Source organism: Pseudorhodoplanes sp. (assembly GCF_035565855.1).
Classification (GTDB): Bacteria; Pseudomonadota; Alphaproteobacteria; order Rhizobiales; family Xanthobacteraceae; genus Pseudorhodoplanes.
Map to the genome: position 1 here is coordinate 1 of NZ_DATMRX010000270.1, position 15,318 is coordinate 15,318.

Here is a 15,318-nt window from a genome sequence, read left to right on the forward strand (position 1 = left end):
GCCAAGGTTTCGACCAAGATCGACCTTCTGGAAAATCTCGTGAGCCGCGTCGATGCGCTGGTGATCGGTGGCGGCATGGCCAACACCTTTCTGCATGCGCAGGGCGTCAAGATCGGAAAGTCGCTCGCCGAGCGCGACCTCGCCGACACCGCGCGCCGCATCATGGACAAAGCCGACGCCGCCAAATGCGCGATCATTCTTCCGGTGGACGCTGTCGTCGCTTTCAAGTTCGAGGCGAATGCGCCGTCGCAGGCCTATGGCCTCGATGCGATCCCCGATGACGGCATGATCCTCGATCTCGGACCGCTCTCGATCGAGCGCGTCAACCACGCGATCGATGACGCGAAGACGCTCCTCTGGAACGGGCCGCTCGGCGCCTTTGAATTGCAGCCGTTCGATCGCGGCACGGTCGCTGCGGCGCGCCACGCCGCGGAACGCACCCGCGCCGGCAAGCTGGTGTCGATCGCCGGCGGCGGCGATACCGTCGCCGCGCTCAACCACGCCGGTGTGGCCGACGATTTCAGCTACATTTCCACCGCGGGCGGTGCCTTTCTCGAATTCTGCGAGGGCAAGGCGCTGCCGGGAGTGGAGATCTTAAGGGCAAAGTGACCCGCCTCTTTCCGCGCGCCTTGCTTGCGATGTAAAATCCCTCAAAAGGCCGGTTTTCCGGCACGTTCGGTACGGAGCTCCCTGATGAACCTCGCTGATCTGAACAAAATCGCCGAAGCCATGGTCGCCCCGGGCAAGGGCATCCTGGCCGCCGATGAATCGTCCGGCACCATCAAGAAGCGCTTCGATGCCATTGGTGTGGAATCCACCGAAGAGAACCGGCGCGATTATCGCGAACTGATGTTCCGCTCCACCGAAGCGATGTCGAAATACATCTCCGGCGTCATCCTCTACGACGAAACCATCTGGCAGAAGGCCAAGGACGGAACGCCGCTTGTGGAGATCATCAAGAAGTCCGGCGCCATTCCCGGCATCAAGGTCGACGAAGGCACGAAGCCGCTGCCGAACTGCCCCGGCGAAGTTGTCACCATTGGGCTCGACAAGCTCGCTGACCGCCTGACCAAGTATTACGATCAGGGTGCGCGCTTTGCGAAATGGCGGGCGGTGATCGATATCGGCCAGGGCATTCCGAGCTACACCTGCATCAGCGCCAATGCGCATGCGCTCGCGCGCTATGCCGCGCTCTGCCAGGCCGCGCAGATCGTGCCGATCGTGGAGCCGGAAGTGCTGATGGACGGCGACCACGACATCGATCGCTGCTACGAAGTCACCGAGTTCGTGCTCAAGGAGACCTTCCAGCAGCTCTATTATCAGAAGGTCGCGCTGGAAGGCATCGTGCTGAAGCCGAACATGGCGGTGCCCGGCAAGAAGAGCGCGAAGAAGGCGAGCGTGCAGGAAGTCGCCGAGAAGACCGTGAAGCTTCTGAAGAATTGCGTGCCCGGCGCCGTGCCCGGCATCGCCTTCCTGTCCGGCGGCCAGTCGGACGAAGAGGCGACCGCGCATCTGGACGCCATGAACAAGATCGGCAACCTGCCCTGGAAGCTGACCTTCTCCTATGGCCGCGCCCTGCAGGCGGCGCCGCAGAAGGCCTGGAGCGGCAAGTCCGAGAATGTCGCCGCTGCCCAGCGGGCCTTCACGCATCGCGCGATGATGAACGGCCTCGCTTCGCTCGGACAGTGGAAGCAGGATCTGGAGAAGAAAGCGGCCTGATAAGCCGGATCGCCCTTTCCGCGCCCCGATGCGCGGAAAGGGTCACCGGACCATAATGCCGCCTTTCTGCCGGATTGAAGCTGCATCGGCATGTGATGACCTCCGCCCGGCACCCAGCGCAAGATTTGCCCCGGCCGCGCCTTTATCTGGTGACGCCGGCTGCGGCGGATGCGCAGAAACTCAAATTCGATCTCCTCGCCGCGCTTGATTCCGCCGACATCGCGGCCGTGCTGCTGCGGCTCCCCGAAACGGACGAGCGCTCGAAGATCAATTACATCAAGGCGCTCGCGCCGACGGTGCAGAATGCCGATGCGGCGCTGCTCGTCGATGGCCATCCCGGACTTGTGGCGCGCGGCGGCGCCGACGGAGCGCATCTGACCGGTCTCGCTGCATTTCAGGCGGCGGTGGATACGCTCAAGCCCGACCGGATTGCCGGCAGCGGGGGGCTGGAATCGCGCCACGACGCCATGGTCGCGGCGGAGTCGGGCGCCGATTATGTGATGTTCGGCGACACCGCACGCCCCTCGGTCGAGGCGGTCGTCGAACGCGTGTCCTGGTGGGCGAGCGTATTCGAGGTCCCCTGCGTCGCGTTTGCGACCTCAATCGATGAAATCGAACCCCTCGTTCGCGCCGGAGCGGACTTCATCGCGATAGGCGACGCGGTCTTTGCCGATAGCCGCGGAATCGCGCACGCCGTTGCCGACGCCGCGAGCCGTCTGTCGGCGACGGAGCCGGCGGCATGAGTCTCGTCCTTCGCGTCACCACCGCGTTGGCGTTGTCGGCGTGCATCGTCGCCACCGCGCACGCGGCTCCCAAGAAGGCGACGCCCGCACAGCCGGCTCCGGCGCCCGCGCCGCAGAGCGCGGCCGATCCGGGGGACGTCGCCTATGCCGCATTCCAGCGCGGCTATTACCTCACCGCGCTCGCCGAGGCGCAGAAGCGGGTCGACGCCAACGGCGATCCGAAGGCCATGACCCTGATCGGGGTGCTTCATGCCGGCGGCCTTGGCATTCCCCAGAACGACGCCAAGGCCGTCGAGTGGTACAGCAAGGCTGCGGATCGCGGCGATCGCGAAGCGATGTTCGCACTCGCCATGATGCGCCTCGCCGGCCGCGGCGGCCCGCGGGACCGCGATGCCGCCGCCAAGCTCTTTGCCGGCGCAGCCAAGCTCGGCGAGCCCGCCGCTGCCTATAATCTCGGCTTGCTCTATCTCGAGGGGATGCAATTTCCCCGCGACTTCGGCCGTGCGGCCGAGTTGTTTCGTCAGGCGGCGGAGGCCGGGAACAAGGAGGCGCAATACGCCCTCGCGACGATGTACAAGGAAGGCCGCGGCGTTCCCAAGGACGACAAGGAGGCGGCGCGCCTGTTGGGCCTTGCGGCGCTCGCCGATCATCTCGATGCGACGGTCGAATATGCCATCGCGCTGTTCAACGGCACCGGCGTCACCAGGGACGAGGCAGCGGCCACCAAGCTCCTGCGCAAGGCGGCCCAGCGCGGCGCCCCGATCGCGCAGAACCGTCTGGCCCGTATCCTCGCCAGCGGACGCGGCGTCCCGGAAGACCCGAAGGAGGCCGTCAAATGGCACATCATTTCCAAGGCCGCCGGGGCCAGTGATCCGTTTCTCGACGACTACATGGCGAGGCAGAGCGAGGACGTGCGCAAGGCCGCCCGCAAGGAAGCCGATCCCTGGCTGTTCATCATCGCCAATTCCCGCACTTGACGGCGGCGGCATCGCCGGGCACATGGCGCAACGACCATTCCCGACAGGTTGACGGAACACCTCATGGCCAAGATCAATGGCAACGAAATACGTCCTGGCTATGTGATCGAGTATCAGGACACGCTCTGGGTCGCAGTGAAGACCATGGCGGTGAAGCCCGGCAAGGGCCCCGCCTATAACCAGGTCGAGCTGAAGAACCTGATCGATGGCCGCAAGCTCAACAACCGCTTCGGCTCCGACGAACGGGTGGAGCGGGCGCGCCTCGAGCAAAAGGACTTCCAGTTCCTGTACAAGCAGGGCGACAGCCTGGTGTTCATGGATACCGACACCTACGAGCAGATCGAATTGCCGGAAGAATTCGTCGGCGAGCGCGCCGCGTTCCTGCAGGACGGCATGACCGTGACGCTGGAAATGCACGAGGAGCGTCCGATCGGCATCAAGCTGCCCGATCAGGTCACGCTGCAGATCGTCGAAGCCGATCCCGTCGTGAAGGGTCAGACCGCCGCGTCCTCCTACAAGCCGGCCAAGCTGGAAAACGGCCTGCGCGTGATGGTGCCGCCCTTCATCACCACCGGCGAGAAGATCATCGTCGACACCAACGAAGTCACCTACGTCCGCCGCGCGGATTAAGGCTGTCCTCCTTGTCAGCGGGAGGATGAGACAACGCCATCATGCAGCATTCCGCCCTCCTCAACGTCATGATGAAGGCCGCGCGCAAAGCCGCGCGGCAGCTCAATCGCGACTTTGGCGAAGTCGAGAAGCTGCAGGTCTCGATCAAGGGCCCGGCGAATTTCGTCACCGCCGCGGACCGCAAGGCGGAGCAGACCCTGCGCGAGGAATTGATGGCCGCGCGCCCCGGCTATTCCTTCGTCGGCGAGGAAGGCGGCCGTATCGAGGGACCGGATCAGACCCACACCTGGTATGTCGATCCGCTCGACGGCACCACCAACTTCCTGCACGGCATTCCGCAATTCGCGATCTCCATCGGGCTGGAGCGCGAGGGCACGATGGTGGCCGCGCTGATCTACAATCCGATCTCGGACGAGATGTTCATTGCCGAGAAGGGCAAGGGCGCGTTCCTGAACGACCAGCGCCTGCGCGTCGCCGGCCGCCGCTCGATGCATGATGCGGTCGTCGCCTGCGGGCTGCCGCATCGCGGCCGCGGCGGTCTGGCCGAATTCCGCACCGAATTCGCCGCCGTGCAGGAACAGGTCGCGGGCCTTCGCCGCTTCGGCTCGGCCGCCCTTGACCTCGCCTATGTCGCCGCCGGGCGTTTCGACATCTACTGGGAGCGCAACCTGCAATCCTGGGACATGGCCGCAGGCATTCTCCTCGTTCGCGAGGCCGGTGGATTCGTCAGCGATTGCGACGGGACCGATGCGATGTTTGCCAAGGGGCACATCTGCGCCGGTAACGAGACGCTGCACAAGGAATTGCTGGCGATCCTCAAGCGATCAGGCGCGGCCGGCTGAGCCATAGAGCCGCCGGACACCTCGCTCCATACGCCGATCCCGGACGCCGTCAGCCGGCGGGTTCTATTTCCCCGCGTCTGTGCCATATTGAGGGCACGCTCTTTTTTGAAAGGCCGGCCAGCGATGGCTCGCAAATACGACCCTCATAAACTATCCTCGCCGCGCATTTTCCTCGTGCGGATGCTGGTATTTCTGGTCCTCACCGGCCTCGTCGGCGTCGTCCTGTACCGGCAAATTCTTGCGGCCTTCATGTCGAACCCGGGCCTCAACGGCCTGATCGTCGGCGTGCTGCTGATCGGAATTCTTCTGGCCTTCCGTCAGGTGCTGCGGCTGTTTCCCGAGATTGCGTGGGTGAATTCGTTCCGGCTTGCGGATCCGGGCATTGCGGTCGAGCGTCCGCCGTCCCTGCTCGCGCCGATGGCCACGATGCTCGGCGACCGGCTGGGGCGTATGGCGATCTCCACGCAGATGATGCGCGGCATTCTCGATTCGATCGCGACACGGCTGGACGAGGCGCGCGACCTGTCGCGCTACATGACGGGTCTTCTGATCTTCCTTGGACTGCTCGGCACCTTCTGGGGCCTCATCGAGACCGTCGGATCGGTCGGCAAGGTGGTCGAAACGCTGAAACCCGGCGGCGATTCCGCCTCGGTGTTCGAGACGTTGCGTGAAGGCCTTGCCGCCCCGCTCGGCGGCATGGGCATTGCGTTCTCCTCATCGCTGTTCGGGCTCGCCGGCTCGCTCATTCTCGGCTTTCTCGACCTGCAGACCAGCCAGGCGCAGAACCGCTTCTATACCGATCTCGAGGACTGGCTCTCGACCACAGTGCACGACGTCAGTGCGGAGCCCGTCGCCGCCGTCGGAAATGCGCCGCTGTCGTCGGACATGAAGATCGCGATCGAGAGGCTGCGCGAAACGGTCTCCGAGGCCGGCGGCAGCAAGGCCGCCACCGCCGCGATGGCAAGCCTCGCCGAAGCGATCCAGGGGCTCGTGCACCACATGCGCACCGAGCAGCAGATGATCCGCGACTGGGCGGATTCTCAGGCTGAACAGAACCAGGAAGTCCGCAAATTCCTCGAAATCCTGACCCGGGAGAAGACGCGGTGATGGCGCGTTCATCTCCGGCGATGCGGCTGAAGGCGACGGGCTAGCATGGCACTGGCGCGCGGCCGCCGGGAACGCGGCGTCGATTACTGGCCGGGCTTCGTCGACGCGCTGTCGACGCTTCTGCTTGGCATCATCTTCCTGCTGTCGATCTTCGCGGTGGTGCAATTCTATCTGTCGCAGGAGGTCACCGGGAAGGACACCGCGCTCCAGCGCCTGACCGCGCAGATCGCGCAGCTGACGGATTTGCTGGCGCTTGAGAAATCCGGCCGCGCCGAGCTCGAAGCGCTGCTCGGCACGGTACGCTCCAATCTAGCGGCGACCGAAGCCGAGCGCGACCGGCTGCGCGGTATCGCCGAAGGCGCCGGCGGCGCGGCAGAAGCGCGCGGCCGCGCGAGCGAGCTTGCCGCCGCTCTCGATCTCGAAAAGCAGAGCGTCGCGCGTGCGCTGGCGCAGGTCGAGTTGCTCAATCAGCAGATCGCCGCGTTGCGTCGCCAGCTCGGCGCGCTCGAAGCTGCGCTCGAAGTTTCGGAAAAGCGCGAACGCGAGTCGCAGACCCGGATCGCCGATCTCGGCCAGCGGCTCAATCTTGCGCTGGCGCAGCGCGTGCAGGAATTGCAGCGCTACCGTTCGGACTTTTTCGGCCGGCTGCGTCAGATCCTTGGCAGCCGTCCCGATATCCGCATCGTCGGCGACCGTTTCGTTTTCCAGTCCGAAGTGTTCTTCGATCCGGGTCAGGCGGTCCTGAAGCCGGAAGGCCGGGCCGAGATCGACAAGATCGTCGAGGCCCTGGCCGAACTGGAGAAGAAGATCCCGCCGGACATTCCGTGGGTGATGCGGGTCGATGGGCATACCGACATCCGCCCCATCGCCAACCTGCAATTTCCATCGAACTGGGAATTGTCGTCGGCGCGCGCGATCGCGGTCGTGCAATACATGATCTCGCGCGGCATCCCGCCGCAGCGGCTCGTCGCCGCCGGCTTCGGCGAATTCCAGCCGCTCGATACCGACAAGACCGAAGAAGCCTTCCGCCGAAATCGCAGGATTGAGCTGAAGCTGACCGAGCGATAACGTCTCCCGCAAGAGGTCATGGGGGACCGTTCGGGATGCCGCAACAGACGGTGACGCTGCGCCCGTATCGATCGTCGGACGAAGAGCCCGCATTGTCGCTGTGGCAGCGCAGCTGGCAAGAAGCCTATCCGCAGATCGACTTTTCCCAGCGCATGGACTGGTTTCGCGGGCATTGGCGCGACCTGACGCTGGATGCAAAGGTCGTGGTCGCCGAATGCGACGCCGCGCAGGATCACATCGCCGGCTTTGTCGCAGTGTCGCCCCGCACCGGTTATCTCGACCAGATCGTGGTCGCTCCCGAAGTGCAGCATCACGGCGTCGGCAAGGCGCTCATCACCGCCGCCAAGCAGATCGGCCGCGACGGGCTCTATCTTCATGTCAACAAGGACAATACGCGAGCGCTCGACTTCTATGCCAAATGCGGTTTCATCGTCGCCGGCGAGGACATCAACCGCAGGTCCGGTGCGCCGGTTTTCATGATGACCTGGCGGCCCGGTCAGGATTTGCCCGAGCCCTGATCGGCCGCGGCTTTAGCTCAGCCCGAATTGCAAGCGGGCAAGGCGCGCATAGAGGCCGCCGGTGCCGGCCAGTTGCTCGTGCGTCCCCTCCTCCACGATGCGGCCGTTCTCCAAAACCAGAATGCGATCGCAGGACAACACGGTCGCGAGCCGGTGCGCGATCACGAGCGTGGTGCGTCCTTCCATCGAATGCTCCAGCGCCTGCTGCACGAGCGTCTCGCTCTCCGCATCGAGCGACGAGGTCGCCTCGTCGAGCAGCAGCAGCGGGGCATTGCGCAGGATCGCGCGCGCGATAGCGATGCGCTGGCGCTGTCCGCCGGACAGGGTCACGCCGCGCTCGCCGATCAGCGTTCCGAAGCCCTGCGGCATCCGGCGGATGAATTCCGTCGCCGCCGCCATGTCCGCCGCCCGCTCGATTTCGGCATCGCTCGCGTCCGGCTTTCCGAAGGCGATATTGTCACGCACCGACGATGCGAAGATCGCCGCCTCCTGCGGCACCAGTGCGATATGCCGGCGCAGATCGCGCGGATCGGTCTTCGCGATATCGACACCGTCGAAGGTGACGCGTCCGGAGGTCGGATCGTAGAAACGCAGGATCAGGTGGAAGATCGTGCTCTTGCCGGCGCCTGAAGGACCGACGATCGCGACTTTCTCGCCGGGCGCCACCTTGAACGACACCCCATCGAGCGCGGGCGCATCGGCGCGCGTCGGATAGAAGAACCGGACATTCTCGAACGCGACCTCTGCCCGGGCCTTATCCGGCAGCCGGGTCGGATTGGCCGGCGCTGTCACATCCGGCTTGACGTGCAGGATCTCGAACAGCCGTTCCGCCGCCCCCGCAGCCTGCTGAATCTCGCCCCAGACCTGGCTGAGTTCGCCAAGTCCGCCGGCGGCAAAGACCGCATAGAGCACGAACTGGCTGAGCCGGCCGGGCGTCATGCCTCCGGCCAGCACATCGGCCGCGCCCACCCACAATACGAGCACGACGCTGGCGAAGATCAGGAAGATGGCGATGGCCGTCAGCACCGCGCGCGACAGGGTGGATTGCCGCGCGGCCTCGAACGCGCCTTCCACGGCGCCGCGAAACCGCGCATCGGCGTAAGTCTCGCTGGTAAAGGCCTGGAGCGTGCGCACCGCACCGATGGTTTCCGCGGCATAAGCCGAGGCATCGGCGAGTGAATCCTGCGCGATCCGCGAGCGCCGGCGCACCGCGCGTCCGAAGGCGACGAGCGGCAGCACGATCACCGGGATCGCGGCCAGCACGAACAGCGACAATTTCGGGCTGGTGATCACCATCATGGTGCCGGCGCCGAGGAACAGCACGAGATTGCGCAAGGCGACCGAGACCGAGGCGCCGACCGCAGCCTTGATCTGCGTGGTGTCGGCGGTCAGGCGCGACATCATTTCGCCGGTCTGGGAGCGGTCGAAGAACGAGGCCGACAGCCGCGTCAGATGCGCGAAAACCTCCTCGCGGAGGTCCGAGACGATGCGTTCGCCGAGCGTGGTGACGAGGTAAAATCGCAGCGCGCTCGCGATCGCGAGCACGAAGACCACCCCGATCATTACACCGAAGTAGTTGTCGATCAGCGCGCCTTCGCCGGAAAAGCCGTGGTCGATCATGCGGCGAACCGCGATCGGAACCGCGAGCGTGGCGAGGGCCGCCAGCAGCAGCGCACCGCAGGCGAGCAGAGCGCGCAGGCGGTAGCGCAGAAGATAGGGAACCAGGAGCCGGAGCGGCTTCAGGGACGGGCGCTGTCCCGCCCCGGCCTGTCCGGCCGGTAGAGCCGACGCTTCTTTTCCTTGCTCCGCCGCAGGGGCCATGTTTTCGCCGGCGCTCCGATGATGCTGATCCGGGACCCTGAATGCCGCGTCATGGGGGGCCCTGCAAGGCTGAAACCGCCACCTTGTGCGGTTCGCGTCCTTGCGTTATAGACCCCGCCAATTTTCACGCATCGGCAGGTCCGACAGGCGCGGCTTGAGAAGCCCGCGGGAGCCCATCAATGAAATCCGGCATTCATCCCGATTATCACACCGTCACGGTCAAGATGACCGATGGCACCGAATTCGCCACCCGCACCACCTGGGGCAAGGAAGGCGACACTCTGGCGCTCGACATCGACCCGAAGTCGCACCCGGCCTGGACCGGCGGCAGCCAGCATCTGGTCGACCGCGGCGGACGGCTCTCCCGCTTCGAGAAGAAGTTCTCCGGCTTGATGAAGCAGGGCGGCGCAAAGAAGTAAGCGCCGCGGCGATCGCTTCGCGCTGCTTTTCCGATCGCAGATATGAACACCGGGTCCGCAAAAGCGGGCCCGGCTGTTTTTGTTCTGAAGCTTATGCCTTCCGCTCGAAGGCGGCCTTGAGCATGTCGATCTGATGCTCGACCGGATTGTTCCCGTTATGCGGCACGTCCAGCGGCGCATGGATCGTCGCATCCAGCCGGCGCACCTGCTCGGCCAGCACCAGCGAGCGTTGGATTAGCGACACCAGGGTTTCGGGAAGGACCTTCAAGGTCTCTTCGTCCGCCGCAAATGTCGGCGACAATTTCACCTTGGTCTTTTCGTGATTGACCTGCGAGAGCGACATCTCGCCCTCCTTCACCGCGCGATGCAGAAGCAGCCACGACGCGAGCTGCATCAGACGCGTCGTCAGCCGCATGCTTTCGGTAGCGTAGGTCAGCGCAGCCGCGCGCGGCAGCGCCTTGGATTCCTTGCGGCCAGGCCCGTCGAGATAGGCCGCCGTCTCCTCAACCAGTCCCATGCCCTCGCGGAACAGCTGGATGAAGGCCTGAGATCCCGCAAGCTTTTCGCAGAACGAGATCGGACCATTCACTTGTGCGGTAATTTCCGACATCACGATACGCCTCACCCCCAATACGCCGACCCCACGCACGCAACAGGCAGGCCGCGGCACAGCCGACTTGCTGCGGCGCATTTGTTGTGTGCGCTGAGCATACGGGTTGCCGACACGTCGGGTAAAGCCAACGAGATCCTAATTTGATGTCATAGTTGCCAAGCCTCGCCCGGAATCTGTTCCGTTATGACACACAAAAAAGAGCCGCCGTTTCCGGCGGCTCAAGTGGATAACAGGGAGGCGTCAAACAGAGTGGACAGGAGCCACTCGATGTCCAGAAGATGGACGCCGACGGTAATACCGGGGAAAGCTTAAAGACCTCTTAAATGCAAAACGATCGGTAAACTCGTTCGCGCAATTTCGCATGCATCGGGAACCGGTTGAGCCGTTTGCTTGTCTCAAAATGATACGCGCGACTTGAATGCGGTTGCGCTCAGACGCGACATCACGATTTGAAAAAGCTTTCCGCCGCACTGCGCGATGATTGCTTCTTTGCGATGTCGGCTTCGAGCCTTGCGATTTCTTCGCGCAGGAGCGCGATGCGGTCGTTGAGTTCTGCGACCGACAGAAGCGTCAGATCCTGTCCGATCTCGTGCGCGGTTTTCTTCTTCGGGCGGTCGTCGTCGTCAATCGCAGCCATTGCTCGAGCCTTCTCAATGCAGGCCGAAATTTAGCCGCGGTCCGGCGGGTTGTCACACCGCCATGCGCCCACTATCACATGCCCTTCCATCGCCGTCTGCTGAGAGCTTGCCATGACCACCATTCCCACCCGCATGACTGTCATCGGCATCAAGGAACCGGGCGGACCGGACGTGCTCGTCCCCGAGCAGCGCGATGTTCCGAAGCCAGGCCGTGGTGAGATCCTGGTCAAGGTCGCCGCCGCGGGCGTCAACCGTCCGGATGTCCGGCAGCGCCAGGGCTCGTATCCGCCGCCCAAGGGCGCGGGCGACATTCCGGGGCTTGAGATCGCGGGCGAGGTCGTCGCACTCGGCGAAGGCGTGACGAAATGGAAGATCGGCGACAAGGTCTGCGCGCTCGTCGTCGCCGGCGGCTATGCGCAATATTGCCTCGCTCATGAAAGCCATGCACTCGCGGTGCCGGCGTCACTGTCGATGGTCGAAGCCGCCGCAATGCCCGAAACGTTTTTCACGGTGTGGCAGCATCTGATGATGCGCTGTCATTTCAAGAGCGGCGAATGGGTGCTGGTCCATGGCGGCACGTCCGGCATCGGCACCACCGGCATCATGCTGGTCAAGAATTTCGGCGGTCATGTCGTCACCACCGCGGGCACGGACGAAAAGTGCGAGGCCGCGAAGAAACTCGGCGCCGATGTTGCGGTGAATTACAAGACCCAGGATTTCGTCGAAGCCGCGAAGTCTGCGACCGGCGGCAAGGGTGTCGATGTGGTCCTCGACATCGTGGGCGGCGATTACATCGACAAGAATTTCGACGCTGCCGCCGATCAGGGCCGGATCGCGCAGATTTCATTCGCCGGCCCGGCGAAGGCCACGGCGAATTTCGCCAAGCTGATGGCGAAGCGTCTCGTGCTCGAAGGCTCGACCCTGCGGCCGCGGACCGTGGCGGAGAAGGCCGAGATCGCCCGAGGCATCGAGGAGAAGGTCTGGCCGCTGGTCGCGGCCGGCAAGATCAGGCCGGTGATCGATTCGACATTTCCGCTGGAAAAGGCCGCCGAGGCCCATGCCCGCATGGAGAGCAGCGCCCATATCGGAAAGATCGTCCTTACGGTCGTTTAGGCCGAAAACCCGCCCGCTGTCCCCAATTCAACGTCCCTCTTCCCATTAATAGCGCGAAACCCCTATAACTGCCTGCCTGCAACCCGGCTGTGCCCCGAAAACGGCGCAAATGTCGGACGTTTCTACCCTTACAGGACGGGGAATTTGTCGGGACGTTGCGCAAACTTCTTGAGATCGCGACGGCCAGCGAAGTTGCGGCAGATCATGCCGCGCATCGCGGCTGCGTTTGCGCTCGTCTGCGCGGTCCTTTGGCTCGGGCTGTCCCAGGGCCTTGCGGTTGAAGCCGTCAATGTGCGCACCGATGCCTCCGCGATCGACCTGACGCTGGCCGCCGAACGACCCAAGACCGACGGCGACCGCGTCCAGGTCTCCACCGCGCCGGGCCCGGACGGCATCATCCGCCGCATCGAGGTGCGCGGCCGCGAAGCCGGCAATTCCTGGGCGGTGTTTGCCCTGGCCAATACCGGCGACGAGCAGCTCGATCGCCTGATCGTCGTTCCGCATTACCGGATGGTCGGTTCGGGCTTGTTCTGGCCCGATCTCGGTCTGTCGCGGGTGGTCACCGTGACGCCAAGCGCGGGCGAGCGCCCCGAGCGGCAGGATTCCGCAACCGCCGACGTATTCCGTATCACGCTCGATCCCGGATCGGTCGTGACCTATGTGCTCGAATTGCGCTCCGACAATTTGCCGCAGCTCTATCTGTGGGAGCCCGACGCCTACAAGGACAAGATCAATTCCTTCACCCTCTATTACGGCATCGTCATCGGCATTTCCGGCCTGCTGGCGCTGTTCCTGACAATCCTCTTCGTGGTGAAGGGTTCGGTGATGTTCCCGGCAGCCGCGGCGCTCGGCTGGGCGGTGCTGGTCTATATCGGCATCGACTTCGGCTTCTGGGGCAAGGTCTTCGACATGACCGCCGGCGCCGAACGCATCTGGCGCGCGATCGGCGAATGCGTGCTGGCGGCGACGCTGCTCGTCTTCCTGTTCGCCTATCTCAATCTCAGCCGCTGGCATGTCCGTTATGCGCATATCACCATCGCCTGGCTCGGCGGCCTCGCGGCGCTGATCGCGGTCGCGCTCTACGATCCCGCGGTCGCATCAGGCATCGCGCGTTTCTCGCTCGCGGCCGTCGCCTTCCTCGGCTTTGCCGTCGTGCTGCTGCTGTCGACGCAAGGCTATGACCGCGCGGTGCTGCTGATCCCGACCTGGTTCCTGCTCTGCATCTGGACGATTGCGGCCGCACTCACCATCAGCGGCCTCGTCACCAATGACATCGTCGGTCCGGCCTTGCTGGGCGGCCTTGTGCTCATCGTGATGCTGATCGGCTTCACGGTGATGCAGCACGCCTTTGCCGGCTCGATCACCCACGGCATCGTCACCGATGTCGAGCGGCGCGCGCTGGCGCTGACCGGCGCCGGCGACATGATCTGGGATTGGGACGTGTCGTCCGACAAGGTCTATACCAGCCCCGAGACCGAAGCGATGCTTGGCCTGAAGCGCGGGGCGCTCGAGGGCTCTGCCGCGAAGTGGCTCGACGTCCTCCATCCGCTCGACCGCGACCGTTTCCGCGCGACGCTCGACAGCGTGATTGAACAGCGCCGCGGCCGGCTGATCGAGGATTTCCGCCTGCGCACGCCGGACGGCCACTATCTCTGGTTTTCGCTGAAGGCGCGGCCTGTGGTCGGCTCGGACGGCGAGGTCGTGCGCCTCGTCGGCACGTTGACCGACGTCACAGAATTCAAGACGGCGGAAGAACGGCTCCTGCACGATGCGGTGCATGACAACCTGACCGGCTTGCCGAACCGGCAATTGTTCCTCGATCGCTTCGAGGCGGTGCTGGCCTTCGCAAAGAACGATGCGGCGATGCGGCCCACCGTGATTGTGATCGATCTCGACCGCTTCAAGCAGGTCAACGATTCCGTCGGCATGGCGGTCGGCGACTCGATCCTCTTGACGCTGGCGCGTCGCCTCGTCCGCCTGCTGAAGCCGCAGGATACGCTTGCCCGCCTGTCGGGCGATCAGTTCGGCCTGATCCTGTTGTCCGAGCGCGATCCGGGGCGGATCATCGCGTTTGCCGAAAATCTGCGCCGCACCATCCGCGCGCCGATCACCTTCAACGATCGCGAAATCTTCCTGACCGCCTCGATCGGCCTGTGCCTCGCCGACGCGCAGTCCAACCGCACGGAGGAGATCCTCAAGGATGCGGAGCTTGCGATGTATCATTCCAAGCGCATCGGCGGCGACCGGATCGAGGTGTTCAAGGCGGCAATGCGCGGGCGCAAGTCCGATCGCCTGACGCTCGAGGCCGAATTGCGCCGCGCCATCGAGCGCGAAGAGATCAAGCTGATGTACCAGCCGATCGTGCGGCTGGAGGATCGCACCATCGCCGGCTTCGAGGCGCTGGCGCGCTGGGAGCATCCGAAGCTCGGGCGCATGTCGCCGGCCGAGTTCATCAGCATCGCCGAGGAAATCGGACTCATCGTCGAACTGGGCATGTTCGCGCTGGAGCGCACCGCCCGGCAATTGAGCATCTGGCAACGCACCTTGCGTGCCCAGGACACCCTGTTCGCAAGCGTCAATGTCTCGTCCAAGCAACTTCTGCGTCAGGATCTGATCGGCGACCTGCGCACCGTGATGGCCCGCTCGTCACTGATGCGAGGGACGCTGAAACTCGAACTGACCGAATCCGTGGTGATGGAAAATCCGGAGCATGCCGCGCAGATCCTGTCCCGTCTGCGCGAGCTTGGCGCGGGTCTCGCGCTCGACGATTTCGGCACCGGACATTCGTCGTTGTCCTATCTGCAGCGCTTTCCCTTCGACACCATCAAGATCGACCAGTCCTTCGTGCGCATGAGCGCGAAAGGCACGCGTCCGGTCATCCTGCGCTCGATCATCGCGCTGGCGCATGATCTCGGCATGGAAACGGTGGCTGAGGGCGCGGAGACGGATTCGGATGCCGTCGAGCTCTATCACATGGGCTGCGAATATGCGCAGGGCTTCGCATTCGGGCAACCGATGACCGCGGAAGCGGCGACGAAGCTTCTCTCCAGCGAGCGCATGGAAGTGGCTTGAGCGCTCGGGCGCTCTGGACCGGCAATCAGCAGAACGCG

15 protein-coding genes are annotated in these 15,318 nt (G+C 64.3%); 12 read left to right on the top strand and 3 right to left on the bottom strand.

The window, feature by feature from the left end; all coding sequences use genetic code 11:
* The 9 genes from VN004_RS15375 to VN004_RS15415 all read left to right on the top strand — a co-directional run.
* Positions 1–609, top strand: a 609-nt coding sequence (locus VN004_RS15375; RefSeq protein ID WP_325611717.1) for a phosphoglycerate kinase, incomplete at its 5' end; no start/stop codon positions are given.
* 84 nt (positions 610–693) lie between these two features.
* Positions 694–1,719 carry a class I fructose-bisphosphate aldolase gene (locus VN004_RS15380; protein WP_325611720.1) on the top strand — a complete coding sequence of 342 codons (1,026 nt, stop codon included), beginning with the start codon at positions 694–696 and terminating at the stop codon, positions 1,717–1,719.
* 95 nt (positions 1,720–1,814) lie between these two features.
* Positions 1,815–2,462, top strand: a complete 648-nt coding sequence (locus VN004_RS15385) for a thiamine phosphate synthase (RefSeq protein WP_414710320.1) — start codon at positions 1,815–1,817, stop codon at positions 2,460–2,462.
* Complete coding sequence (locus VN004_RS15390; protein ID WP_325611724.1) at positions 2,459–3,439, top strand: tetratricopeptide repeat protein; 981 nt, start codon at positions 2,459–2,461, stop codon at positions 3,437–3,439. Before VN004_RS15385 ends, VN004_RS15390 begins: the two co-directional genes overlap by 4 nt.
* 63 nt (positions 3,440–3,502) lie before the next feature.
* A complete protein-coding gene (gene efp, locus VN004_RS15395; RefSeq protein ID WP_325611726.1) occupies positions 3,503–4,069 on the top strand; it encodes an elongation factor P in 567 nt (188 codons plus the stop codon).
* A 41-nt stretch (positions 4,070–4,110) separates the two neighbouring features.
* Positions 4,111–4,911, top strand: coding sequence for an inositol monophosphatase family protein (locus tag VN004_RS15400; RefSeq protein ID WP_325611728.1), 801 nt, complete (start codon positions 4,111–4,113; stop codon positions 4,909–4,911).
* Positions 4,912–5,034: 123 nt separating this feature from the next.
* Positions 5,035–6,018, top strand: a complete 984-nt coding sequence (locus tag VN004_RS15405) for a flagellar motor protein MotA (protein ID WP_325611733.1) — start codon at positions 5,035–5,037, stop codon at positions 6,016–6,018.
* Between the two features lie 45 nt (positions 6,019–6,063).
* Positions 6,064–7,086, top strand: a complete 1,023-nt coding sequence (locus VN004_RS15410; RefSeq protein WP_325611735.1) for a peptidoglycan -binding protein — start codon at positions 6,064–6,066, stop codon at positions 7,084–7,086.
* Between the two features lie 35 nt (positions 7,087–7,121).
* Positions 7,122–7,604, top strand: a complete 483-nt coding sequence (locus tag VN004_RS15415; RefSeq protein WP_325611738.1) for a GNAT family N-acetyltransferase — start codon at positions 7,122–7,124, stop codon at positions 7,602–7,604.
* A gap of 12 nt (positions 7,605–7,616) precedes the next feature.
* Here the strand turns inward: VN004_RS15415 and VN004_RS15420 are convergent, their stop codons facing one another.
* The gene (locus tag VN004_RS15420; RefSeq protein ID WP_325611740.1) at positions 7,617–9,425 is read right to left on the bottom strand and encodes an ABC transporter transmembrane domain-containing protein; all 1,809 of its coding nucleotides are present in this window, start codon (positions 9,423–9,425) and stop codon (positions 7,617–7,619) included.
* Between the two features lie 179 nt (positions 9,426–9,604).
* Between VN004_RS15420 and rpmE the strand changes: the two genes are divergently transcribed.
* Entirely contained in the window at positions 9,605–9,844 is a 240-nt protein-coding gene (gene rpmE, locus VN004_RS15425; RefSeq protein WP_325611743.1) for a 50S ribosomal protein L31, read from the top strand.
* A 91-nt stretch (positions 9,845–9,935) separates the two neighbouring features.
* On the opposite strand, the gene VN004_RS15430 is transcribed toward rpmE, so the two are convergent.
* On the bottom strand, positions 9,936–10,454 hold the full coding sequence (locus tag VN004_RS15430) for a DUF1465 family protein (protein ID WP_325611745.1): 519 nt from the start codon (positions 10,452–10,454) through the stop codon (positions 9,936–9,938).
* Positions 10,455–10,899: 445 nt separating this feature from the next.
* Positions 10,900–11,094, bottom strand: a complete 195-nt coding sequence (locus tag VN004_RS15435; protein WP_325611748.1) for a DUF1192 domain-containing protein — start codon at positions 11,092–11,094, stop codon at positions 10,900–10,902.
* Between the two features lie 112 nt (positions 11,095–11,206).
* Here VN004_RS15435 and VN004_RS15440 point away from each other — a divergent pair, with 112 nt between their 5' ends.
* Complete coding sequence (locus tag VN004_RS15440) at positions 11,207–12,208, top strand: NAD(P)H-quinone oxidoreductase (protein ID WP_325611752.1); 1,002 nt, start codon at positions 11,207–11,209, stop codon at positions 12,206–12,208.
* Positions 12,209–12,412: 204 nt separating this feature from the next.
* A complete protein-coding gene (locus VN004_RS15445; protein WP_325611754.1) occupies positions 12,413–15,280 on the top strand; it encodes an EAL domain-containing protein in 2,868 nt (955 codons plus the stop codon).
* Positions 15,281–15,318 lie beyond the last annotated feature (38 nt).